Raw genomic sequence first — 22,332 nt, forward strand, 5'->3', positions numbered from 1 at the left:
GAAAGAAAGCGCTGGGCGGTCCCAGGCCTTCTTGCCGCCCCTTGAGGGGCAACCAGATGCGCTGAACGCTCAGGGCTTGCTGGTCGGGAACGGCCAGGCTGCTTGCGGGTTCAGCTTGGTTTGCGCAGGCGCTGTCTTCTTGGCAGGAGCCGGAGCAGCCTTCTTCGCCGGCGCTGCCTTCTTCGCGGGTGCCGCAGCCTTCTTCGCCGGCGCCGCTTTCTTCGCAGGCGCAGCCTTCTTCGCCGGAGCCGCTTTTTTCGCAGGCGCGGCCTTCTTCGCCGGAGCCGCTTTCTTCGCAGGCGCTGCTTTCTTCGCAGGCGCAGCCTTCTTCGCCGGAGCTGCCTTCTTCGCGGGTGCCGCAGCTTTCTTCGCGGGAGCTGCTTTCTTCGCGGGCGCGGCCTTCTTCGCCGGAGCCGCTTTCTTCGCGGGCGCGGCCTTCTTCGCCGGAGCCGCTTTCTTCGCAGGCGCAGCCTTCTTCGCCGGGGCCGCTTTCTTTGCAGGTGCTGCGGCCTTCTTCGCCGGTGCAGCTTTTTTCGCAGTTGCCATGGTGATTCTCCTTGATCAAGTCTTGTGAAATTGAGCCGGTCGCCAAATCGCGTCCGAGCGCCTCACGGCCCCGCCTCCCGGCGGTTTCCTGTACGGGACATCGGCACGGCGTTCAGCCGGCACCACCTGCGATCGGCTCAGCGCTGATCCGTGCAGGGGATTCACTTCCCTCGGCGTCCAGGCCATAGCGGGAAGGAATGGGGACCGGCGCGCGCAGCCCGCACCTCTGGACACCCAGAGCGTGCAGCGCCTGCTGGCGCGCCGAAAACAATTGATCAGGATTTTTGGCATCACCACGGATGCCCCGCGCTGCGCGCCGCTGAAAAACAGAGGGGGAGGTTCCACCCTCCGGCTCTGCTGGGCCGGATGTCGTTGGGCGGAATGGGCTCGGTCAACAATCACTCTGTTGTGCGTGCTCGCAGGTTATTCGTGCATCATTCCCAGGACAGCGCGCCACCCGACTGATACTCGATCACACGGGTTTCGAAGAAGTTGCGTTCCTTCTTCAGGTCGATCATCTCGCTCATCCAGGGGAAGGGATTTTCCTCGTTGGGAAAAAGGGCATCGAGGCCGATCTGCACCGCACGGCGGTTGGCGATGAAGCGCAGATAGCCCTTGAACATCGAAGCATTCAAGCCGAGCACGCCGCGCGGCATGGTGTCTTCGGCGTAGCGGTATTCCAGATCGATCGCCTGATGGAACAACCCGGTGAGTTCGCGCTTGAACTCGGGTGTCCAGAGGTGCGGATTTTCCAGCTTGATCTGGTTGACCAGATCGATGCCGAAGTTGGCGTGCATCGACTCGTCGCGCAGGATGTACTGGTACTGCTCGGCCGCGCCGGTCATCTTGTTCTGCCGCCCCATCGAGAGGATCTGGGTGAAGCCGACATAGAAGAACAGGCCTTCCATCAGGCAGGCGAACACGATGATGGAACGCAGCAGTTCCTGATCATTGCGCTCGCTGCCACCGAACGCCGAGGTGCGGAATGCGGGGTTGGTCAGGGTGTCGATGAAGGGGATGAGGAACTCGTCCTTCTCGCGGATGGAAGCGATCTCGTGATAGGAATTGAAGATCTCGCTTTCGTCCAGGCCGATGGATTCGACGATGTACTGATAGGCGTGGGTATGGATGGCTTCTTCGAAGGCCTGGCGCAGCAGGTATTGGCGGCACTCGGGGTTGGTGATGTGGCGATAGGTGCCCAGCACGATGTTGTTGGCCGCGAGCGAATCGGCCGTGGTGAAGAAGCCGAGGTTGCGCTTGATGATCAGTCGCTCGTCATCGGTCAGGCCGTTCGGGTCTTTCCACATGGCGATGTCGCGCGACATGTTCACTTCCTGCGGCATCCAGTGATTGGCGCAGGAAGCCAGGTACTTGTCCCAGGCCCATTTGTATTTGAAGGGGACAAGCTGATTGACGTCGACACTGCAGTTGATGATGCGCTTGTCTTCGGCGCGGACCCGCGCAGTGGAGGCCGCGCGCTGGCTGTAGAGGTCTGCGGCCACGGCCAGCGCTGGTGCCGGTGTGGACACCGGTTGATGCGACGTCGCTGCACCACCCATGGATTGAAGTGCACGCTCCGCCTGCGCGGCTTGCGCAGGGCTTGCAGAGTTCGTTTGTGGTTCGTCCCAAGTAAGCATGTTCATGACCTTCTTTAGATTATCAAGTGTTCAGCACAAAGGCTCAACACAGATGAAGTGGTACTGCGCGGTTTGCTTGCTGCGTGTTGTGCAGGCGCATCGCAGGTGGCTTGTGACTTGAGCACTTGCGATGCGCCGACCCTGCATGCAGGGCTTACTGACAGGCCTCGCACTCCGGGTTGTCGATGGCGCAGAAACGGATGTCACCGGACTGCACCACGGCCTGTGCCGACGCTGGGGTGGAAGGTGCCGTCGTGGCCGCAGCCGACTGGCCTGAGGACTGTGGCACCGCGTTGAGCTGACCTGCCTTGACCGTGGATTTCTCGGCATGCGTGGCCCCGATGGTGCGCAGGTAGTAGGTGGTCTTGAGGCCGCGCACCCAGGCCAGCTTGTAGGTGTCGTCGAGCAACTTGCCCGATGCGTTGGCCATGTAGATGTTGAGCGACTGCGCCTGGTCGATCCACTTCTGGCGCCGCGCTGCCGCTTCGATGATCCACTTGGTATCGGTCTCGAAGGCGGTGGCATACAGCGCCTTGAGGTCGGCGGGAATGCGGTCGATGCGCTGGGTGCTGCCATCGAAATACTTGAGATCGGCGACCATCACCGCGTCCCACAGGCCGCGCGCCTTCAGGTCGCGCACCAGGTATTGGTTGATGACAGTGAACTCGCCCGACAGATTGGACTTGACGTACAGGTTCTGGAAGGTGGGCTCGATGCAGGCATCGACACCGACGATGTTGGAGATGGTGGCCGTGGGTGCAATGGCCACGCAGTTGGAGTTGCGCATGCCATGCTGTGCGATGTGGGCGCGCAGCGCGTCCCAGTCGAGCGTGCTGGAGGTGTCGGCCTCGACGTAGCCGCCGCGCTGCTCGGCCAGCAGGCGCAGACTGTCCAGCGGCAGGATGCCCTGGTCCCACAACGAACCGCCATAGCTGCTGTAGCGGCCACGCTCGCGCGCCAGTTCGCTCGACGCCCAGTAGGCCGCATAGCAGACCGCCTCCATGGAACGGTCGGCAAACTCCACGGCCTCTTGCGAGCCATAGGGAATGCGCAGTTGATACAGGCAGTCCTGAAAGCCCATGATGCCCAGACCCACCGGGCGGTGCTTCATGTTGGCATTGCGTGCCTTGGCCACGGCGTAGTAGTTGATGTCGATGACGTTGTCGAGCATGCGCATGGCAATCTGCACGGTGCGCTTGAGCTTGGCCTGGTCGATGATCTTGGTGCCGTTGGGGCCATCCTTCAGATGCGCGACGAGGTTGACCGAGCCCAGGTTGCACACCGCGATCTCGCTTTCGTTTGTGTTGAGGGTGATCTCGGTGCAGAGGTTGCTCGAATGCACCACACCCACATGCTGCTGCGGGCTGCGCACATTGCAGGCGTCCTTGAAGGTGATCCAGGGGTGGCCGGTCTCGAACAGCATCGACAGCATCTTGCGCCACAGTTGGACCGCGGGAATGGTCTTGAACAGCTTGAGTTCACCCAATGCGGCCTTCTGCTCGTAGCGGGTGTAGGCCTGTTCGAAGTCCTTGCCGAACTTGTCGTGCAGGTCAGGAACGTCGGCCGGGCTGAACAGCGTCCAGTCGCCGCCTTCCATCACCCGCTTCATGAACAGATCGGGCACCCAGTTGGCGGTATTCATGTCGTGGGTGCGGCGGCGGTCGTCGCCGGTGTTCTTGCGCAGCTCCAGGAATTCCTCGATGTCGAGGTGCCAGGTTTCGAGATAGGCACAGACTGCGCCCTTGCGCTTGCCGCCCTGGTTCACCGCAACCGCGGTGTCATTGACCACCTTGAGGAAGGGCACGACACCCTGACTCTTGCCGTTGGTGCCCTTGATGTGACTGCCCAGGGCGCGCACCCGCGTCCAGTCGTTGCCCAGACCGCCGGCAAACTTGGACAGCAGCGCGTTTTCCTTGATCGCTTCGTAGATGCCGTCCAGATCGTCAGCCACCGTGGTGAGGTAGCAGCTCGAGAGTTGCGAACGCCGGGTGCCGGAGTTGAACAGCGTGGGCGTGCTCGACATGAAGTCGAAGCTGGACAGCAGTTCGTAGAACGCGATGGCGCTGGCCTCGCGATCGACTTCGTTGAGCGACAACCCCATGGCGACGCGCATGAAGAACGCCTGCGGCAATTCGATGCGTCGGCCATCCTTGTTCACCCGGGTATCGGCACGGTTGGCGAGGAAGTAGCGGTCGTACAGGGTTTGCAGGCCGAGGTAGTCGAACTGCAGATCACGTTCGGCCTTGAGCGCTGCACCCAGACGCTGCAGGTCGAACTGCGCCAGCCGCTCGTCGAGCAGTTCGAGTGACACGCCTTCCTTGATGCACTGCGGGAAGTACTCGGCGTAGCGTTGTGCCATCTGCTCCTGCGCCACGTCTTCGCCCAGGGTTTCGCGCCGCATGGTGTGCAGCAGCAGTCGTGCAGTGACCTTGGAGTAATCCGGGTCGCGCTCGATCAGGGTGCGCGCAGCCAGAATGGCCGCCTTGTAGACCTCGAGCATCGGTACACCGTCGTACAGATTGCGCAGGGTTTCCGTGACGATGGGCTCCGCCTTCACATCGGCACTCAGATGGGCGCAGGCCGATTCGATCAGCCCGACCAGCGCGGCCTGATCGAGTGGCTTGCGCACGTTGCCATCGAGCACATGCAGCACGGGCGCGTCAGTCTGCGCGGCCACGGTGGCCTTCTGCCTGGCGCGCTCCTGCGCACGGCGCTCGCGATACAGCACGTAGGCCCGTGCCACTTCGTGCTGGCCGGTACGCATCAGCGACAGCTCGACCTGATCCTGAATGTCCTCGATGTGGAAGGTGCCGCCGCTGGGACGGCTGCGCAGCAGCGCGCGCACCACGCTCTCGGTCAGCGCGTTGACGGTGTCGCGCATGCTGGTGGAAACCGCGCCCTGCCCGCCCTGCACTGCCAGGAAGGCCTTGGTCATCGCCACGGCGATCTTGCCCGGCTCGAAGCCCACGACAGCGCCGTTGCGACGAATGATCTTGTAATCGGAAAAATCACCCAGTGCGGTCTGCTGCTGCGTGTCCACATCGCGGTGCGAGGAATGCGGGATCGCAGAAGCAGTTTCGGGAGCGGCGTGGGGGGTCAGGGACATCAGGAACTCCTTGGGACGAATGGCGCTGTGCCGCAAACCCGGTATGCGCTGCGGCACGATGCGACGGGGTTCAGGGACTGCGCGAAATGATTGGGCGGAGCGGGAAAGACGTGCTGGATCGGGGCGTCCGACGCGCATGTGTGCGCGCATGCAAAGGACGCCGGGCATGTGTTCTCGAGCCGTCAAGACACTATATCTAGGGTCGGATCGAATTTCAACCACTATTCGTAGTGTCGAACAAATCGACAGTCCACCCACAGCTTATGCACAGGGTCATGCACAAGCCACGACCGCGCAGCGCGTCAGAAACGGTGGAAGGGAAAGGCGCTCGCAGGCAGGGCGAGACCATTCTTGAGCTGTTTCCAGTCGAAACCAACACCGGGATCGGTCTTGCGTCCTGGCGCGATATCGCTGTGGCCCGCAATGGCGCGCAAGGGATAGCGCAACAGCAACTCGGACCCCAGGGCGATGAGCGTGTCGTATTGCGCGGGCTCGAACGGCGTGTCGTCGCTGCCTTCGAGTTCGATGCCGATGCTGAAGTCGTTGCAGCGCGTGCGCCCGAAAAACTGCGACGCCCCGGCATGCCATGCCCGTTGCGCACAGGGCACATACTGGGTGAGAACCCCGTTGCGCTGCACCACGAAGTGCGCCGAGACTTTCAGGCCAGCCAGCGCAGCGAACGTGGGGTGCTCTGCCGGATCAAGGCGGTTGCAGAACAGTCGCTCGATCGCATCGCCACCATACTGCCGGGGCGGCAGGGCAATGCAATGGATCACCAGCAGATCAATGGGCATGCCTTCTGGCCGGGCATCCGCATGGGGCGACGGCACATGCCGGGCATGCGGCATCCAGCCCATGTCCAGCTGGCTGGCGGCTGTGTGTGGGCTGGCGTTCATCCAGCGAAGTCGTCCGGCGCATCCGCCGGATCATGGATGTTCAGCCGCTCCATGCGGTAGCGGATCTGGCGCAGGTTCAGACCGAGCAGCTGCGCGGCGGCGGTGCGGTTGAAGCGGGTGCGGCGCAGCGCTTCGCACAGAATGCTGCGCTCGACCTGATCGAGATAGGTGCCAAGATCGGGCGGCAGCGGCGTCTGCGCCGCAAATGACACCATGGGCGGCTGATGCGGATCAAGGGGCGGAGTCTCCTGCGTCTGCACGGCGTGCGCGACAGGCTGGGCAGGTTGCTGAGACGCCATGGCCCGCGCTGGCAATGACCCGTCCGGCACCATGGCCACCGGTGAGGCCACGGCCACCTGCGCTGCATGATCGGGCAGGGGAATGTCATCGGGGCCGAGCAGGTCCTGCATCGACAGCGCCGCCGCACGGTGCAGCAGATTGTCGAGTTCACGCACATTGCCCGAGAAGCGATGCTGCCGCAGGTGCTGCAGCGCCGGCGGGCTCAGGCGCAGGCCGGGCCGGGCGTTGTCGCGGCGGATGTCACCCAGCAAGGCCTCGACCAGCAGCGGCAGATCGTCCAGGCGCTCGCGCAGGGGCGGCAAGGCCACGGCGATGACATTGAGCCGATAGAACAGATCCTGGCGGAACTGCCCCTGAGCCACCATCTGCTCCAGATTGCGATGGGTGGCGCTGACCAGCCGCACATCGACGGCGATTTCCGCCGTCTCGCCCACCGGGCGCACGCGACGCTCCTGCACCGCGCGCAGCAACTTGGCCTGCATCGCCAGCGGCAATTCGCCGATTTCATCAAGAAACAGCGTGCCGCCCTGCGCTGCGGCGAAGAAGCCGGCGTGATCGGCCATCGCCCCGGTGAATGCGCCCTTGCGGTAGCCGAAGAACTCGGCTTCGAGCAACTGTTCGGGAATGGCACTGCAGTTCACCGGAACGAAAGGCCCGGCCGCGCGGGCGCTGCACTCGTGCACCGCCCGCGCGGCGAGTTCCTTGCCTGTGCCCGACTCCCCCTGAATCAGCACTGGCGCCATGCTGCGCGCCACGCGCTGCAGTGTCTGCTTGAGCGCGCGCATCACGGTGGACTCGCCCACCATGCGCTGCAAGGCGCTGCTGACCGGCGCCTGCGCTTCCACTGCGGCAGTGGCGATGGCCGCATGCACCGTGCGGCGCAGCGCAGCCAGATCCACCGGCTTGCTCAGATAGTCGAACGCCCCGGCCTTGAGCGCGGCCACCGCGTTGCCCGCGCTGCCGTATGCGGTGATGACAATGGACTTCTCGTGGCGGCCAGGCTGGCTTTCCAGCCAGCGCAGCAGATCAAGGCCCTCGCCATCGGGCAGGCGCATGTCGGTGAGCATCAGGGCGTAGTGCTGCCGCGACAGGTGATCGCGCGCCTGCGCCACGGTCTCCGCCACGTCGATCTGCCAGCCCTCGCGCACCATGCTCAGGGTGTAGAGCTCGCGCAGATCCGGCTCATCGTCCACGATGAGAATGTGCACATCTGCTGGATTCATGTCTCGGGGCCCGGTGCGGTCTGGATGACGAAGGAACCACGCGCCTGCGGCGTCCCCTCCCGCTCGACGCGGTACAGCAGGCGCGCGCCATTGCGCAGACAGAGTTCGTGGGAAATATACAAGCCCAGCCCCACGCCCCGAGTGCTGGTGGTGCGAAAGGGCTCGAACAGTTGTGCGCGCAGTTCCGCATCGATCAGCGGACCATCGTTCGCCACCTGAATTTCGCGCACCCGTTGCGCGCCAAGCTGGCGGATTTCAATGGCGCGCGGCTGATTGCTGGCATAGCGCCGCGCGTTGCTCAGCAGGTTGACCAGCACCCGGCGCAGATGCAGGGCGTCGAAATGGATCTGCGCCGTGTCGTCCTGGATGAACAGGCCGATGCGGCCCGCATCAGGCGCATCGAACTCGGCATGCAATTCATGCAGCAACGGCGCGCACAACATCAGACCGATCTCGCGCGGTGCGGTGCGGCCAAGCTCCAGCACGTCTTCCACCGTGCGGTTGATGCGCTCGACATTCTGGCCGATGAGGTGATGCAGACGTTCGAGCTGCGCGGCATCCGTTGCAAACTCTTTGGCCAGCTGGTTGGCCTGGCCGATGGCGCCCAGCGGGTTGCGGATCTCGTGCGCCACGCTGGCCACCAGCCGCCCCATGGCCGCCAGCTTTTCCTGCTGGATGCGGGCGTCGATCTCGCGCAGGTCCTGCAGCACGATGAGGTAACCCACGCCACCCGGCAGATTCTCCAGGGTGGACAGGCGCAGCAGCAACCTGCGCCCCGCAGGCGTGCGCACCTGGACCTCCAGCGCCTCCTCGCCATCGATGGCCATGCGCTCGATTTCCTGGCGCACCACGGCAGCGACCGGCAGATCACCCAGCGCCTTGCGGCCGCCCAGCCAGCGCGCGGTCACGGCATCGCTCCAGGGCAGATCCAGCAGTTGCTGCGCCGCGGGATTGAGCGCCTCCAGCACCATGTGCCGGTCCACCACCATCACTCCGTCATGCTGCGCCTCGATCACCCGCTGATTCAGCGCCATCTGGCGCCTGGCCATCGACTCGCTGGCGCTGGCGCGCGCCTCCTGCCGCGCCAGCCGCTGCGACAACTGCCAGGTCAGCACTGCCACCGCAAAGTAGGCGGCGCCGACAAATGCCGCATTGAGCAGATGCTGCTCGGCCTCGGCCACACCGGCAAACAGGCCAGACACCGCGCTCCCGAGCAGGATGAGGGTCACCAGCGCAGCGACAAACAGCGTCAGGGACAACGTGCCATAAATGCCGGCCGCCAACACAGGCAGGGCATAGATCAGGGAAAACTCGCGCGACGGATAACCCGCGGTGAACTGCAGCACGGTGAAGACCAGCAGGTCGACGGCAATGGCGACCAGAACCTGCCAGGCCAGGCCGCCGCTGTGGCGGAAACTCCACCACAGGCTCAATCCCGTCTGCACCGCGTAGGCTGCAGCCATCCAGTAACCCAGAGTGACCGACGACGGCTGGCGTGCCGGGGCCGCCTGCAGCATGGGCAGCAACACCAGCCAGCCCAGCAACATCAGGGCCATGAGCAGCCGCGCCCCGGCCAGCACACGAAAGGTGCGCAGACGTTCGCGGCCCAGACGCGACGAGGGAACGAACGCCAGTCCTGCAGGCGAGGTGGAGGGCGCGAACATCGAGCGCGCAAACGCACTTTCAGCGGCTGGCGCCGCAGCCGACCTACGACCCCAGGCGGGCATGCTCTTCACTGCAATACGGCTTGCCATCCCGCATGACGCAGCGACTTGCAGGCGAATGCACGCCACAATGTGCACAGGGCAACATGGGCTCGGGCACCCGGGGGGTCTTGCGTGGTGGATTGGGCGGCGGCACGTTCCTGGATTGCTGCGATTTTTTGATCAACATCAGCCCGACAATCACCACGACAAACAGAACCAGATATTTCATCGGTGCAAGATCACCTGCAGCACAAAGCGCGAGCCAATGTAGGTGAGCATCAGCAGCACCGTGCCGGAAAACAGCCAGACCAGCGCCCGCGTGCCCCGCCAGCCCAGAAACACCCGGCCAATCATCAGAATGCCGAACAGCACCCAGGCGGCGATGCCGAAGACGGCCTGGTGATTGAACTCGAACGGCCTGCCGAACAGTTCTTCGCTGAATGTCGCGGCGAAAATGAGCGAGGCCGTCAGCAGCACGAAGCCCACACCCGCCAGCCGGTAGGTGAGTTTTTCCAGCGTGAGCAAAGGCAGGCTGCGCGACACACCGGCCACCGATCCCTTGCGGCGATGGAGCGAGCGCTCTGCCGTCCACAGCAAAATGCCATGCAGGGTTGCCGCGCCAAACAGGCCGTAGGCCGCGATGCCCATGGCCCAGTGCAGCGCGAAGGTCGGCCCCGCTCCATACGGCGGGGTGAAGCCCCCGGGAAACACCCAGGTGAGCAAAATGGAGACAGCCGCCAGCACGCAGATCCAGCTGCGCAGCGTTTGCAGCGGGTAATACAGACTCTCCACCCAGTAGACCGCAGCCACCAGCCAGAAAGTCACCGACAGGGCCTGGGCGAAACCGAAATGCGGCTGCAGCTCGCCGTGCAGAACCAGGGCAAAGGTCACGGTCTGCGCAATCCAGGCCAGCGCCATCACCCAGGTGGACCAGCGCTCCGAGCGCCGCATCGCGCCGGTCACCGCGCCTTCCGCATGGCCGAGTGCCATGACGGGGCTGGGCCGCGACAACAGGGCGGCCAGCATGTACAGCGCGAAGGCGAGGCTATTCACTAAAATCGACATGTTTCGAGTTTAACCGAGCCCTTTGCTGTCAAGATGTGCCTCCAGCAGCAAAGCCGGGCTGTCCGCAGACGGTGCTCCGCGCCGTCCAGCCAGCTCGCACACCAGACCTCTTCACCCCATGCTCAACAATCTCACCCAGCGCCTGTCCCGTGTGGTCAAGACCCTCAAGGGCGAAGCGCGCATCACCGAGTCGAACATCCAGGACATGTTGCGCGAGGTGCGACTTGCGCTGCTGGAAGCCGACGTGGCCCTGCCCGTGGTACGCGCATTCACCGCGCGGGTGAAGGACAAGGCGCTCGGTCAGGACGTGGTTGGCTCGCTCACCCCGGGGCAGGCCCTGGTGGGCGTGGTGCAGCGCGAGCTCGCCGATCTGATGGGCGGGGACGCCGTGCCGCTCAACCTCGCCACCCAGCCGCCCGCCATCGTGCTCATGGCGGGTCTGCAGGGCGCGGGCAAGACCACCACCACTGCCAAGCTGGCGCGGCTGCTGACCGAGCGGCAGAAGAAGAAGGTGCTGACCGTTTCGTGCGACGTGTATCGCCCCGCGGCAATCGCGCAGCTTCAAACCGTCACGGCGCAGGCGGGAGCCGAGTTCTTTCCGTCATCGCCACAGGACAAGCCGCTGGACATCGCCCGCCGCGCCGTGGACTTTGCGCGCAGCCATCACCTTGACGTGCTGCTGGTGGACACGGCCGGGCGGCTGTCGGTGGACGAGGCGATGATGCGCGAAATCCAGGAGCTGCACGCTGCGCTCAAACCCATCGAGACCCTGTTCGTCGTCGATGCCATGCAGGGCCAGGATGCGGTGAATACCGCGCGTGCCTTCCACGACACCCTGCCGCTGACCGGCATCGTGCTGACCAAGCTCGACGGCGACGCCCGCGGCGGCGCGGCGCTGTCGGTGCGGCAGGTCACCGGCGCCCCGATCAAGTTCGCCGGCGTGTCGGAGAAGATCGACGGCCTGGAGCCGTTCGATCCGCGCCGCATGGCCGACCGCATTCTGGGCATGGGCGACATCCTCGCGCTGGTCGAGCAGGCCCAGCGGCAGGTCGATGTCGACGCTGCGCAGAAGCTCGCCGCCAAGGTGAAGTCCGGCGCGCAATTCGACCTCAACGACTTTCTGATGCAATTGCAGCAGATGAACAAGATGGGCGGCCTGCAAGGCATGCTCGACAAGCTGCCGGCCGACATGCAGGCCAAGGCGGGGCAGGCCGACATGAACCGCGCCGAGCGCGACATGCGCCGCATGCAGGGCATCATCCACAGCATGACACCGCAGGAGCGCCACAAGCCCGATGTCATCAAGGCCACGCGCAAGCGCCGCATCGCCGCAGGCGCCGGGGTGCAGGTTCAGGAGGTCAACCGCCTGCTCAAGCAATACGAGCAGATGCGCGACATGATGAAAAAGATGAAGGGCGGCAAGATGTTCAAGATGATGCAGCGCATGGGCGGCATGATGCCGCGCTGATGCCATATTGACGCCACGCCGCGCTTCGATCAGCCCGAGCCGCCCGCCACCAGCCAGCGCTGGCGCGCAGCGAGCACCGCGTCGGGATAGGCAGCACGGCCGCGTGAGCCGTTGTAGCGACCCAGGGCGTAGAACAGGCTGCCGTTCTCGATGTTGAGATAGTGCCGCAGGATGACGCAGCCATAGCGCAGGTTGACCTGCATGTGGAACAGGCTGGTGATGTCGCCATTGCCGATCTGCTGGGTCCAGAACGGCATCACCTGCATATAGCCCATTGCCCCGGCGGATGAAATGGCGTACTTCTTGAAGCCGCTCTCCACCTGAATCAAACCCAGGATCAGCGCGGGTTCCAGACCGGCGCGGTGCGCTTCATACCAGACCGTCTGTAGAAAGTCGCGCCGCACCGAGAAACCGGGAATGCGGCTCTGCAGCCGCGCCGACTCGGTGGCCAGCCAGACCCAGTATTGAGCGAAATGATTGGCGTCGCGGAAATGCGGCTGCGGCGGCGGTGCTTCCGCAATTTGCGCGGCCAGCGCGGTGCGCACCGCATCGCTGAGTTGCTCTTCCTTTTGCGCCCCGGCCCAGGCAGGCGTGGCAGGCAGACTCCAGCCCATACCCATGGCTGCGCCCGCACCCAGGCTGCGCAGCAGCCACTGGCGGCGAGACAGACCACGCATGCCACCGCCCCCTGCCGGTTCAGCGCTGCAGCCGGGCTTGCAACTGCGTGGATGCTTCGGCCAGCGGCAGCACCGTGGGCGCGGCGTCGCGGCGGTGCTGGTACTCCACCGTGCCTGCCTTGAGCCCGCGATCGGAAATCACCAGGCGGTGCGGCACGCCGATCAGTTCCCAGTCGCCCAGCATCACGCCCGGTCGCTCGCCCCGGTCGTCCAGCGCGGCGTCCACCCCAGCGGCGATGAGCTCGGCGTACAACGCGTCTGCGGCGTTGCGCACGTCTTCGCTGCGGTCGTAGCCGATGGGGCAGATCACCACAGTGAACGGGGCGATGGCGTCGGGCCAGATCATGCCCCGGGCGTCGTGGTTCTGCTCGATGCATGCGCCCAGAATGCGCGTGATGCCGATGCCATAGCAGCCCATTTCCAGGGTTTGCGACTTGCCCTTGTCGTCGAGGAAGGTCGCGCCCATCGCCGCAGAGTATTTGGTGCCGAGGTAGAACACATGCCCCACCTCGATGCCGCGACAGATCGACAGCGTTCCCTTGCCATCCGGACTGGGATCACCCGCCAGCACATTGCGGATGTCGGCGACTTCCGCCTCGGGCAGATCGCGGCCCCAGTTGACCCCGGTGTAGTGATAGTCCACCGCGTTGGCGCCCACGACAAAGTCGTGCATGTTCGCCACGGTGCGATCGGCGATCACCCGCACCGGATGCAGCGTGCCGATGGGGCCGAGATAGCCCGGCGGGGTGCCGAAGGTGGCGATGATTTCCGCCTCGGTCGCCATGCGGGTGCTGGAAAGCCCGGGAAGCTTGCTGACCTTGATGTCATTGACCGCATGATCGCCACGCACCAGCAGCAGCACGATGGTTGCCGGCTGTCCCGGCTCGTCGGCATCCACCGCGAGCACGACCGATTTGATGGTCTGCTGCAAGGGAATGCCCAACAGCGCGGCGACGTCCTCGCATTTGGCCGCGCCCGGCGTCGGCGTCTTGCGCAGCGGCTGCGTCGGCTCTGCGCGCCTGGCGATCAAGGGCAGCGCCTCGGCCTTTTCGATGTTCGCGGCATAGTCCGAGCCCTCGCAATAGGCAATGGCATCTTCGCCGGTATCGGCAATGACATGGAACTCGTGACTCAGCGAGCCACCGATGGCACCGGAGTCGGCCGCAACCGCACGGAACTCGAAGCCAAAACGCTGAAAAATCCGCTTGTAGGCTTCGAACATGGCGCGGTAACTGGCCTGCGCCGCCTCGAAATCGCGATCGAAGGAATACGCGTCCTTCATGGTGAATTCACGCGCGCGCATCACGCCAAAACGCGGCCGGCGCTCATCGCGGAACTTGGTCTGGATGTGATAGAAGTTGAGCGGCAACTGGCGCCAGCTGCGTACCTCGCTGCGCACCAGATCGGTCACCACTTCTTCAGAGGTCGGCTGGATCACGAAGTCGCGGTCATGGCGGTCCTTGATGCGCAACAGTTCGGGGCCGAACTTGTCCAGCCGCCCGGTTTCCTGCCACAGCTCGGCAGGCTGCACCACGGGCATCAGCAACTCGATGGCGCCCGCCCGGTTCATTTCCTCGCGGACGATGGCCTCGACCTTGCGGATGCTGCGCAGGCCCAGCGGCATATAGCTGTAAAGCCCTGCCGCGTGCTTTTTGATCATGCCCGCGCGCAGCATCAGCGCCTGGCTGCGAATATCGGCGTCCGCCGGATCATCCTTCTGGGTGGAAATGAAAAAACGGGAAATTTTCATGCAGAGCGGCACGAAGCCGACAAAATGGAGAAAGAACGGAACCGTCAACCACTTGCATCAGACGGACTAGCAAACACAGCAGGGGGCTTAAAAGAAGCCCTCCGGCCTCACGATGACTTGACGGCGCTGCCTATAATCAAAGCCAGAATTCTAAAAGATCGAGGACCAGGCGATGTTGGATCGTGAAGGCTACCGTCCCAACGTGGGCATCATCCTGCTCAACGCCAGAAACCAGGTGTTCTGGGGCAAGCGCGTGCGGGCGCATTCCTGGCAATTTCCCCAGGGCGGCATCAATCCGGGCGAAACGCCCGAGCAGGCCATGTACCGCGAACTGCACGAGGAAGTCGGCCTCAACCCCTGCCATGTCCGCATCATTGCCCGCACGCGGCATTGGCTGCGCTACGACGTTCCCAACCATTTTGTGCGGCGCGATAGCCGTGGCATCTACAAGGGCCAGAAGCAGATCTGGTATCTGCTGCGCCTGACCGGGCGCGACTGTGATGTCTGCCTGCGCGCGACCACGCACCCGGAGTTCGACGCCTGGCGCTGGAATGAATACTGGGTACCACTCGACAGTGTGATCGAGTTCAAGCGCGAGGTGTATCAGCTGGCCCTTACCGAGCTTTCGCACTTCATTCCCCGCGCCGAACCGCGCACCCGCTACCTGCGCGCCAATCTGCGCCACCGCCAGCCGCCTGACGAAGCGACGGCGGTGGATTGCGGCGAGCCGCTGTCCCTTCTCGACCACCCGGATCCCGCATGATTTTTTCCTTCTCAGCACGCAGGCGCACCGCAACACTAGTCTGCCTGCTGGCAGGTTTGAGCGCCATTCCGATGGCCTGCGCGGAGGCGTCTGATGACACCGGCTGGTTCGGTGCCAAGGCGAGCAACACGGCCGAATCTCCGGTGGTTTTTCCAGGCGCGCCCGCAGACCTGCTGCATGTCCACATCACTGCGGGCGGCGCTTTGCAATTTTTTGTCGATGCAGCCTCGATTTCGGTGCAGCCCGGGCAGACAGTGCGTTACACCCTCGTCGCCAAAACTGCGGGCGGGCCGAGCAACGGAACCTACGAGGGCATCAACTGCGCCCTCAGACAGTGGAAAATCTACGCGATCTGGAACGACTCCAGCAAGCAATGGACCGCTGCGCGCGGAAGCGACTGGCAGCCGATTCCCGAGTCGGGCGCCACACGCATCCACTCCACGCTGTACGCCGATGATTTTTGCAAGGACCGTGTCGTGAACGGCACGCCGGCAGACATGGCCCAGCGCATCAAACAGGGTCTGCGCGCCCTGCCGTACTGACCCCGCAGGGTCGATCCAGCCCTGGGCTTACGGAAACACCATATTGTCGCGGTGCACCAGCTCGGGTTCTTCACTGAATCCCAGGATGGTTTCGATTTCCGCTGAGGCGTGACGCATGATGCGGCGCGCCTGCGAGGCGGCATAGTTGCTCAGGCCGCGCGCCACTTCCACACCGGCACCATCGCGCACGGCGATGACATCGCCCCGCTCGAAATCGCCCTGCACATCCACCACGCCGACCGGCAACAGACTTGCACCTTGAGTCCGCAGCCGCTGCGCCGCGCCGTCATCCACCGTCACCCAGCCGCGCAATTGAAGATGATCGGCCATCCATTGCTTGCGCGCCGCGAGCTTGGCGCGGCCCGCCAGAAGCTGGGTGCCCACGATCTCTCCACGGGCAAGGCGCAACAAGATCTCTGGTTCGCGCCCGCTGGCGATCACGGTATGGGCCCCACTGCGCGCGGCGCGGCGAGCTGCGGTCACTTTGGTGGCCATGCCGCCTGTGCCAATGCCGGAGCCGGCGCCACCTGCCATGGCTTGCAGCGAGGCGTCCTCTGCGTCCGCCTGCGCGATGAGCCGGGCATCGGCATGCTTGCGCGGGTCTGCGCTGTAGAGGCCGGACTGGTCGGTCAGGATGATGAGCACATCGCCTTCCACCAGATTGGTCACCAACGCGCCAAGGGTATCGTTGTCACCGAACTTGATCTCGTCGGTCACCACCGTGTCGTTTTCGTTGATGACCGGCACCACGCCCTGTTCCAGCAAGGTCAGCAGGGTGGTGCGGGCATTGAGATAGCGCTGGCGATCCGCCAGATCGGCATGGGTGAGCAAGACTTGCGCTGCCACCATGCCACGCTCGCGAAACGCCGTTTCATAGGCCTGCGCCAGCCCCATCTGCCCCACGGCAGCAGCGGCCTGCAACTGATGCATTTCGCGCGGACGCTGCGACCAGCCCAGCCGGCGCATGCCTTCTGCGATGGCGCCGCTCGACACCAGAATGACGTCCTTGCCTACGGCACGCAGCCCGGCGATCTGCCCCGCCCAGCGCGACACGGCATCGAGATCGACGCCACGGCCTTCGTTGGTCACCAGACTGGAGCCGGCCTTGATGATGATGCGCCGTGCCGCCTGCACGACGGAGGGCGAATTCTGGATTTCAGTTGCTGACATCGTCACGGAAACGTGGATCGGGTTCGACAGTCTCGACCGGCTTGCTCTGGCCAATATGCTCGGCTATGGCATGCAGCAAGGGGTCGAGCCCCTCGCGCGCCAGTGCCGAAATCGGAAAAACCGGTCCTTTGTAGCGCAGGCGCCGCACCAGCGATTTCACTGCGGCATCACGCTCGCTTTCAGACAGCAGATCCAGCTTGTTGAGCACCAGCCAGCGCGGCTTGGACGCCAGTTCTGCATCGTACTTTTTCAGTTCTGCCACGATGGCGCGCACGTCCTTGACCGGATCGGCGCCCTCTTCGACCGGCGCCATGTCGACAATGTGCAGCAGCAATTTGGTGCGCTGCAGATGCCGCAGGAACTGGTGCCCCAGCCCCAGTCCTTCTGCCGCGCCCTCGATCAGCCCAGGAATGTCTGCGATCACAAAACTGCGCCCGGGCCCCAGACGCACCACGCCGAGATTGGGATACAGGGTGGTGAAAGGATAGTCCGCAATTTTTGGCCGCGCGTTCGACACGGCGGAAATCAGCGTGCTCTTGCCCGCGTTGGGCATGCCCAGCAGCCCCACGTCGGCCAGCACCTTGAGTTCGAGACGGAGCCTGCGGACTTCGCCCTCCTGCCCCTTGGTCGACTCGCGCGGTGCGCGGTTGACGCTGGACTTGAAATGCAGATTGCCAAGCCCCCCCTGCCCGCCATGCGCAATGATGATCTCCTGCCCATCCTGCACCAGATCCGCGAGCAGTTCATTCGTATCCGCGTCGTAGATCAGCGTGCCCACCGGCATGCGCAACACTTTGTCGGCCCCACCCGCCCCATATTGATCGGAGCCGCGCCCATGCTCACCGTTGCGTCCGCGGTGCAGCTTGGAAAAGCGAAAATCGACCAGGGTGTTGAGGTTGACATCCGCGCGGGCGATCACATGCCCGCCCCGGCCACCATCACCTCCATTCGGCCCGCCGAATGGAATGAATTTCTCGCGGCGAAACGACACACAGCCGTTGCCGCCGTTTCCGGCATGCGCCTCGATCACGACTTCATCGACAAATTTCACGACAGTGTCTCGTTTCGCTGAAAAAACAGAAAACCCCGGCAGGCGATGCAGGACCACAGAATGTGTGCCATGCCTCTCCACGCCGGGGCGTTGTTGGGTTGCTCACCCTGTTCCGGCAAACCGCGTGCCGGAATTCGCGCTTAGTTGGATACGACCGAAACCGTCTGGCGGTTGAATGCGCTTTTGACCGCAAACTCCACACGTCCATCGACCAGCGCGAACAAGGTGTGATCCTTGCCAATGCCAACATTGTGGCCTGCGTGAAATTTGGTGCCGCGCTGGCGCACGATGATGCCGCCAGCCGAAACGCCCTGGCCACCATACACTTTCACGCCAAGTCGCTTGGCTTCCGAGTCGCGGCCGTTGCGGGTCGAGCCGCCGCCCTTTTTCTGTGCCATGTCTGTTACTCCTTAGGCCGAGATCGCTTCGATCTGAAGCTCGGTGTAGTTCTGCCGATGCCCCTGATGTTTCTGATAGTGCTTGCGGCGACGCATCTTGAAAATGCGCACCTTGTCGTGCCGCCCGTGCGACAGCACCTTGGCCGTCACCTTCGCACCGTCGACCAGGGGGGTGCCGAATTTGGCATCGTCACCGTTCACCACGGCGAGCACCTCTTCCAGCACAATGTCCTGACCTACGTCTGCCGGCATCTGTTCTACCTTGATTTTTTCGCCAGCGGCAACACGGTACTGCTTGCCGCCGGTTTTTATGACCGCATACATAAGTTCACCTCATTGAAATCGCGGCAGCTCCCAGGAGGCGCAGCCGCACGGATTGCCAGGCCACACCCAATTTTTTGAGATGGCCCGGAAAAAGCCTTTCATTGTAGCACCCACCGCCATTTTTCCCTGCGACGTCAAAACAGCGTTGCCCATCCGCAAATCCGGGAGGTGTCGCCGCATGTCCGCAAGGACAGGTTCATAGAATGCGCAGACGCCACCAAGTAAAAAATCGTCAATCTGCCTGCCTTCATTCAGCATCCGACCGCCTTCCATGCCTTCTCCATCCGCGCAAGCGCCAACCATGGCGGCAGCACCGTCGATCCAGTCCGTCTTCGCCCCCATCACGCAGGACATGGAGGCCGTGGATCGAACGATCCAGACCCATCTGGCCTCGGAAGTGGCGCTGATCAACACCATCGGCGGTTACATCGTGACCGGGGGCGGCAAGCGCCTGCGCCCTGCCTTGCTGTTGCTTGTGGCACAGGCGCTCGGCTACCGCGGATTGCAGCAGCATGTGATGGCCGCCGTGGTCGAACTCATCCACACCGCCACGCTGCTGCACGACGATGTGGTGGATGAATCCTCCATGCGGCGCGGACGCGAAACCTCGAACGCCTTGTTCGGCAATTCTGCCAGTGTGCTGGTTGGCGACTTTCTTTACACCCGCGCTTTTCAGATGATGGTGTCCGTGGGCAGCATGCGCATTCTGGACATTCTTGCCGACGCCACCAACGTGATCGCCGAGGGCGAGGTGCTGCAGTTGCTCAACATGCACGACCCCGAAGTCGACGAGCAGCGCTACATGCAGGTCATCCGCTTCAAGACTGCCAAGCTGTTTGAAGCCGCAGCGCGCATCGGCGCCGTTCTCGCTGAAGCAGACCCGACCACCCAAGAGCAGATGGCGCTGGCGGGCCGCAGCTTCGGAACCGCCTTTCAGCTCATCGACGATCTGCTCGATTACAGCGGTCATGCTGAAGAACTCGGCAAGAACATCGGCGACGATTTGCGTGAAGGCAAACCCACACTGCCCCTGATCATTGCCATGCAACGCGGCTCTTCAGCGCAGCGGTCACTGATCGAAGACGCCATTCGTCAGGGCGACGCTTCCGCACTGAATGATGTCATGGCCGTCGTTCATCACTGCGGCGCCATGGAAACCGTGCGGGAGGCCGCACAAAGCGAAATCCGCATCGCCGAGAACGCACTCGGACAACTCAAACCTGGCCCGGCTCAGCAGGCTCTGCTAGACTTATGCGCTTACTCTTTGGGACGCACGGTTTGAAAAGCCTGACGGCTGCTTGCAACAAGCGCAGCGCGCGGGTCTAGACCGGAGACCAACCCAGAGGAGATCGGGGTGTAGCTTAGCCTGGTAGAGCGCTACGTTCGGGACGTAGAGGCCGGAGGTTCGAATCCTCTCACCCCGACCAAGAATTTCAAAACAACACGGCCACCACAAGTGGCCGTTTTTGTTATGTCATTCAAGGACTTAGAAAAGTCCCTCGGTCGAGGCGCCAGAGTATCGCGCTGCGGACGCAAAACGGAAAATGTCGTCTTTTGAGCAGAAAAGCGACACGTTGCTCCAATTTCGCTCCAATTCAGCGCGTCTCAAGCTTCTCCTGTTTGCGCGTGAGTCACTGCATTCAGGCGTTTTGGCCGTCTTTTCCACGGTTTAAAGCGCAATGCTGTGGCGAGGGAATTTAAGTCAAGACCCTGCCTACACGGGATTCCATCAACGACCATCCGACGCACACCAGACTGCCCATGGCCACCGCGTGTTTTCCGAGAATCGACCGAAAGCGGACATTTGCACATCTGCCGTCCGTCACACCCTGATTGAGATTGCCCGCCCATGGCTGGTGCCCGCCTCCTGGCGGGGCTTTGCATCCGGATGCGCGTGACGAATCGGCTTGTTCCCGTGCGCGCTCAGCCCCTACGCGTTTCAGCGCGGGGATGACCCCATTTGGGCAACACTGAACAAGTCTCTTGCGCGCTGCGCATCCGGGCGGCGGGCGGTCTGCTGCGTTGCACATCCTCGCCATAGCGACGGCTATGGCTGTGGTGTGCGCCTTGCATCCCATCCCGCAGCCCGGCGCGCATCATCACAAAGGTTGATTCAGTGTTGCCTCAGCGCAAGCCGCCCGCCTCCGCAGTGACCAGTTCGATGCCGGTCCAGTCGATACCGCCACGGCCCTTGGCCAGGCTGGTGAGCAGGCGTTCATGCAGCAGGTCGACCAGTGGCATCGGCAGGGTGGCTTGCTCGGCGACCTCGCGCACCAGCCGCACATCCTTGAGCCCCAGCTCCAGCTTGAACCCCGCCGGTTCATACTGCCGCTGCGCCAACAGCTTGGAGTAATTCTGATAAATCGGGCAGCCAAAAATGGTCTCCCCCCAAAACGCCGCCAGCGCCTCGCGGTCGACACCGTTTTTTTCCGCCAGCGCCAGGGCTTCGCCCATCGCCTCCACCGCCGAGAGAATGACAAAGTTGCCGCTGAGCTTGACCACATTGGCCGCACCAGGTTCCTCGCCAAAATCATGAATGCCCTGGCCCAGGGCGCGCAACACCGGCTCGGCCCGTGCCTTGGCGCCTGCATCGCCGGACTGCACTATCCACAGCTTTTTCGCCGCGGCCGCCTCCGGGCGTCCGAATACCGGGGCGCTGACGAACAAGCTGCCATGACGCGCGTGCTCCTGCGCAAGCAGACGGGAGGTCTCGGGAGAGACCGTGCTCATGGAGATGTGCAATCCACCGGCACCCAGGGTCGGCGCAAAACCCTGCGCACCCAGGGTGACCTCTTTCAGCGCCGCGTCATTGGCCACCATGGTGACCACCACACCGCCCGGCTGCACGGCCTGCGCCGGAGAAGCCGCCAGGGTCGCCCCGGCTTGCACCAGTTGGGACGCCCGTTCCGGGTTGCGGTTGTAGACCACAAGCGTTGGAAAGACGCCGAGCAGATTGCGCGCCATCGGCGCACCCATGCTGCCCAGTCCGATAAAGGCAAGGGACTCGTTGGTGTTCATGGAAACCTCTCCGGGGTGTGATGGAGACCCGATGGCTTCGGGTCAACGCCGCATTTTGCGTTGCACCGCTGTTTCGTGCTGCAGTGCGGAAAATCTTGATTCGGGTCAAACCGACAACATATCTGTGCTATCGACAAGACCCAATCAATAGGAGTTCCCATGCAACCATCCCAGACCTCCGCCCAGCAGACGGCCGAACGCGCCGTCGTGCCCGAGGTGGTCATCCTGGCGCAGCTGCTGCACAAGCTCGACCGTCAGCCGCTGCAGGCCAGTGCAGAGCAATGCCGGGTTGTCGCCAGCAAGCTCGCTGCCGAGTTGCGGCGCCTGCCCGCAAGTCCCTGGCTGGACGCGGTGTTGCGTCGCTATCCGGAGGCTGCCGAGGTGTACGAGAACGTCCGCTACGACCTGGCCGGACTCTGCCGCGCGCCGCTCGAACAAGCCGCAGCGGCGGAGGTTCAGGCCAGGCAGTTGCTGGCGTCGGTCGCCCGCCGCCCCGGCAAGACCGCATAGTCTCACCGCAGACGGCAGGGCGGCGTCGCCTCGCACAACACAGAGGAGAGCAACGCCAGGTCCGCATGACACATCACTGGCAGTGTGTGCCAGTCGCAGTTGTTCCAGGGCTGTCTGCGCAGACTCGGGCCCGCGGCACACCAGCATCCCCGCTGCAAGACGCCAGCGCGGGGTTGCAGCTC

20 protein-coding genes, 1 tRNA gene and 1 pseudogene are annotated in these 22,332 nt (G+C 63.6%); 6 read left to right on the forward strand and 16 right to left on the reverse strand.

Features of this window, described 5'->3' with window-relative positions:
- Positions 1-69 precede the first annotated feature (69 nt).
- From AC1ZQA_RS13720 to AC1ZQA_RS13755, 8 genes and pseudogenes are all read right to left on the reverse strand, one after another.
- Positions 70-537: pseudogene (locus tag AC1ZQA_RS13720) on the reverse strand (histone); the annotation flags it as partial.
- A 443-nt stretch (positions 538-980) separates the two neighbouring features.
- A complete protein-coding gene (locus AC1ZQA_RS13725; protein WP_482679335.1) occupies positions 981-2,183 on the reverse strand; it encodes a ribonucleotide-diphosphate reductase subunit beta in 1,203 nt (400 codons plus the stop codon).
- Between the two features lie 154 nt (positions 2,184-2,337).
- Positions 2,338-5,289 (reverse strand): ribonucleoside-diphosphate reductase subunit alpha, encoded by a 2,952-nt coding sequence (locus tag AC1ZQA_RS13730; RefSeq protein ID WP_482677411.1) that lies wholly within the window; start codon positions 5,287-5,289, stop codon positions 2,338-2,340.
- A 302-nt stretch (positions 5,290-5,591) separates the two neighbouring features.
- The gene (gene ampD / locus AC1ZQA_RS13735) at positions 5,592-6,185 is read right to left on the reverse strand and encodes a 1,6-anhydro-N-acetylmuramyl-L-alanine amidase AmpD (RefSeq protein ID WP_482677412.1); all 594 of its coding nucleotides are present in this window, start codon (positions 6,183-6,185) and stop codon (positions 5,592-5,594) included.
- Positions 6,182-7,708: a sigma-54-dependent transcriptional regulator gene (locus AC1ZQA_RS13740; RefSeq protein ID WP_482677413.1), complete on the reverse strand. Its 1,527-nt coding sequence runs from the start codon at positions 7,706-7,708 to the stop codon at positions 6,182-6,184. The genes ampD and AC1ZQA_RS13740 overlap by 4 nt, the downstream gene beginning before the upstream one ends.
- Positions 7,705-9,372: a sensor histidine kinase gene (locus tag AC1ZQA_RS13745; protein ID WP_482677414.1), complete on the reverse strand. Its 1,668-nt coding sequence runs from the start codon at positions 9,370-9,372 to the stop codon at positions 7,705-7,707. The genes AC1ZQA_RS13740 and AC1ZQA_RS13745 overlap by 4 nt, the downstream gene beginning before the upstream one ends.
- 43 nt (positions 9,373-9,415) lie before the next feature.
- Positions 9,416-9,643, reverse strand: coding sequence for a PP0621 family protein (locus AC1ZQA_RS13750; RefSeq protein ID WP_482677415.1), 228 nt, complete (start codon positions 9,641-9,643; stop codon positions 9,416-9,418).
- Positions 9,640-10,479, reverse strand: coding sequence for a cytochrome C assembly family protein (locus AC1ZQA_RS13755; RefSeq protein WP_482677416.1), 840 nt, complete (start codon positions 10,477-10,479; stop codon positions 9,640-9,642). Before AC1ZQA_RS13755 ends, AC1ZQA_RS13750 begins: the two co-directional genes overlap by 4 nt.
- Before the next feature lie 118 nt (positions 10,480-10,597).
- Between AC1ZQA_RS13755 and ffh the strand changes: the two genes are divergently transcribed.
- On the forward strand, positions 10,598-11,947 hold the full coding sequence (gene ffh / locus AC1ZQA_RS13760; RefSeq protein ID WP_482677417.1) for a signal recognition particle protein: 1,350 nt from the start codon (positions 10,598-10,600) through the stop codon (positions 11,945-11,947).
- A gap of 29 nt (positions 11,948-11,976) precedes the next feature.
- Here the strand turns inward: ffh and AC1ZQA_RS13765 are convergent, their stop codons facing one another.
- Positions 11,977-12,624: a lytic transglycosylase domain-containing protein gene (locus tag AC1ZQA_RS13765; RefSeq protein ID WP_482677418.1), complete on the reverse strand. Its 648-nt coding sequence runs from the start codon at positions 12,622-12,624 to the stop codon at positions 11,977-11,979.
- Between the two features lie 19 nt (positions 12,625-12,643).
- On the reverse strand, positions 12,644-14,374 hold the full coding sequence (locus AC1ZQA_RS13770) for a proline--tRNA ligase (RefSeq protein WP_482677419.1): 1,731 nt from the start codon (positions 14,372-14,374) through the stop codon (positions 12,644-12,646).
- A gap of 172 nt (positions 14,375-14,546) precedes the next feature.
- On the opposite strand from AC1ZQA_RS13770, the gene AC1ZQA_RS13775 reads away from it, so the two are divergent.
- Both AC1ZQA_RS13775 and AC1ZQA_RS13780 read left to right on the forward strand, forming a co-directional pair.
- The gene (locus AC1ZQA_RS13775) at positions 14,547-15,137 is read left to right on the forward strand and encodes an RNA pyrophosphohydrolase (RefSeq protein ID WP_482677420.1); all 591 of its coding nucleotides are present in this window, start codon (positions 14,547-14,549) and stop codon (positions 15,135-15,137) included.
- Between the two features lie 71 nt (positions 15,138-15,208).
- On the forward strand, positions 15,209-15,679 hold the full coding sequence (locus AC1ZQA_RS13780; RefSeq protein WP_482677421.1) for a CNP1-like family protein: 471 nt from the start codon (positions 15,209-15,211) through the stop codon (positions 15,677-15,679).
- 27 nt (positions 15,680-15,706) lie between these two features.
- On the opposite strand, the gene proB is transcribed toward AC1ZQA_RS13780, so the two are convergent.
- The 5 genes from proB to AC1ZQA_RS13805 all read right to left on the reverse strand — a co-directional run bounded on the left by proB (position 15,707) and on the right by AC1ZQA_RS13805 (position 18,895).
- Entirely contained in the window at positions 15,707-16,849 is a 1,143-nt protein-coding gene (proB, locus tag AC1ZQA_RS13785) for a glutamate 5-kinase (RefSeq protein WP_482677422.1), read from the reverse strand.
- Positions 16,836-17,900 carry an Obg family GTPase CgtA gene (gene cgtA, locus AC1ZQA_RS13790; protein ID WP_482677423.1) on the reverse strand — a complete coding sequence of 355 codons (1,065 nt, stop codon included), beginning with the start codon at positions 17,898-17,900 and terminating at the stop codon, positions 16,836-16,838. The genes proB and cgtA overlap by 14 nt, the downstream gene beginning before the upstream one ends.
- 140 nt (positions 17,901-18,040) lie before the next feature.
- A complete protein-coding gene (gene rpmA, locus AC1ZQA_RS13795) occupies positions 18,041-18,298 on the reverse strand; it encodes a 50S ribosomal protein L27 (protein WP_482677424.1) in 258 nt (85 codons plus the stop codon).
- Between the two features lie 12 nt (positions 18,299-18,310).
- Positions 18,311-18,622 (reverse strand): 50S ribosomal protein L21, encoded by a 312-nt coding sequence (gene rplU / locus AC1ZQA_RS13800; RefSeq protein ID WP_482677425.1) that lies wholly within the window; start codon positions 18,620-18,622, stop codon positions 18,311-18,313.
- 9 nt (positions 18,623-18,631) lie between these two features.
- Positions 18,632-18,895 (reverse strand): hypothetical protein, encoded by a 264-nt coding sequence (locus tag AC1ZQA_RS13805; protein WP_482677426.1) that lies wholly within the window; start codon positions 18,893-18,895, stop codon positions 18,632-18,634.
- Here AC1ZQA_RS13805 and AC1ZQA_RS13810 point away from each other — a divergent pair.
- Both AC1ZQA_RS13810 and AC1ZQA_RS13815 read left to right on the forward strand, forming a co-directional pair.
- A complete protein-coding gene (locus AC1ZQA_RS13810; RefSeq protein ID WP_482677427.1) occupies positions 18,894-19,904 on the forward strand; it encodes a polyprenyl synthetase family protein in 1,011 nt (336 codons plus the stop codon). The genes AC1ZQA_RS13805 and AC1ZQA_RS13810 overlap by 2 nt on opposite strands.
- A 68-nt stretch (positions 19,905-19,972) precedes the next feature.
- Positions 19,973-20,049, forward strand: a tRNA-Pro gene (locus AC1ZQA_RS13815).
- 697 nt (positions 20,050-20,746) lie between these two features.
- On the opposite strand, the gene AC1ZQA_RS13820 is transcribed toward AC1ZQA_RS13815, so the two are convergent.
- Positions 20,747-21,640 carry an NAD(P)-dependent oxidoreductase gene (locus AC1ZQA_RS13820; protein WP_482677428.1) on the reverse strand — a complete coding sequence of 298 codons (894 nt, stop codon included), beginning with the start codon at positions 21,638-21,640 and terminating at the stop codon, positions 20,747-20,749.
- Positions 21,641-21,799: 159 nt separating this feature from the next.
- Here AC1ZQA_RS13820 and AC1ZQA_RS13825 point away from each other — a divergent pair, with 159 nt between their 5' ends.
- Positions 21,800-22,150 carry a hypothetical protein gene (locus tag AC1ZQA_RS13825; RefSeq protein ID WP_482677429.1) on the forward strand — a complete coding sequence of 117 codons (351 nt, stop codon included), beginning with the start codon at positions 21,800-21,802 and terminating at the stop codon, positions 22,148-22,150.
- Positions 22,151-22,332 lie beyond the last annotated feature (182 nt).

Source organism: Thiomonas sp. DCM-2 (genome assembly GCF_056820905.1).

Excerpts from the sequence above, each read along its gene's own strand:
- AC1ZQA_RS13725 (WP_482679335.1), bottom strand. The coding sequence starts at position 2,183 with ATGCTTACTTGGGACGAACCACAAACGAACTCTGCAAGCCCTGCGCAA.
- AC1ZQA_RS13730 (WP_482677411.1), bottom strand. The coding sequence starts at position 5,289 with ATGTCCCTGACCCCCCACGCCGCTCCCGAAACTGCTTCTGCGATCCCG.
- ampD (WP_482677412.1), bottom strand. The coding sequence starts at position 6,185 with ATGAACGCCAGCCCACACACAGCCGCCAGCCAGCTGGACATGGGCTGG.
- AC1ZQA_RS13740 (WP_482677413.1), bottom strand. The coding sequence starts at position 7,708 with ATGAATCCAGCAGATGTGCACATTCTCATCGTGGACGATGAGCCGGAT.
- AC1ZQA_RS13745 (WP_482677414.1), bottom strand. The coding sequence starts at position 9,372 with ATGTTCGCGCCCTCCACCTCGCCTGCAGGACTGGCGTTCGTTCCCTCG.
- AC1ZQA_RS13750 (WP_482677415.1), bottom strand. The coding sequence starts at position 9,643 with ATGAAATATCTGGTTCTGTTTGTCGTGGTGATTGTCGGGCTGATGTTG.
- AC1ZQA_RS13755 (WP_482677416.1), bottom strand. The coding sequence starts at position 10,479 with ATGTCGATTTTAGTGAATAGCCTCGCCTTCGCGCTGTACATGCTGGCC.
- ffh (WP_482677417.1), top strand. The coding sequence starts at position 10,598 with ATGCTCAACAATCTCACCCAGCGCCTGTCCCGTGTGGTCAAGACCCTC.
- AC1ZQA_RS13765 (WP_482677418.1), bottom strand. The coding sequence starts at position 12,624 with ATGCGTGGTCTGTCTCGCCGCCAGTGGCTGCTGCGCAGCCTGGGTGCG.
- AC1ZQA_RS13770 (WP_482677419.1), bottom strand. The coding sequence starts at position 14,374 with ATGAAAATTTCCCGTTTTTTCATTTCCACCCAGAAGGATGATCCGGCG.
- AC1ZQA_RS13775 (WP_482677420.1), top strand. The coding sequence starts at position 14,547 with ATGTTGGATCGTGAAGGCTACCGTCCCAACGTGGGCATCATCCTGCTC.
- AC1ZQA_RS13780 (WP_482677421.1), top strand. The coding sequence starts at position 15,209 with ATGGCCTGCGCGGAGGCGTCTGATGACACCGGCTGGTTCGGTGCCAAG.
- proB (WP_482677422.1), bottom strand. The coding sequence starts at position 16,849 with ATGTCAGCAACTGAAATCCAGAATTCGCCCTCCGTCGTGCAGGCGGCA.
- rpmA (WP_482677424.1), bottom strand. The coding sequence starts at position 18,298 with ATGGCACAGAAAAAGGGCGGCGGCTCGACCCGCAACGGCCGCGACTCG.
- rplU (WP_482677425.1), bottom strand. The coding sequence starts at position 18,622 with ATGTATGCGGTCATAAAAACCGGCGGCAAGCAGTACCGTGTTGCCGCT.
- AC1ZQA_RS13810 (WP_482677427.1), top strand. The coding sequence starts at position 18,894 with ATGCCTTCTCCATCCGCGCAAGCGCCAACCATGGCGGCAGCACCGTCG.
- AC1ZQA_RS13805 (WP_482677426.1), bottom strand. The coding sequence starts at position 18,895 with ATGGAAGGCGGTCGGATGCTGAATGAAGGCAGGCAGATTGACGATTTT.
- AC1ZQA_RS13820 (WP_482677428.1), bottom strand. The coding sequence starts at position 21,640 with ATGAACACCAACGAGTCCCTTGCCTTTATCGGACTGGGCAGCATGGGT.
- AC1ZQA_RS13825 (WP_482677429.1), top strand. The coding sequence starts at position 21,800 with ATGCAACCATCCCAGACCTCCGCCCAGCAGACGGCCGAACGCGCCGTC.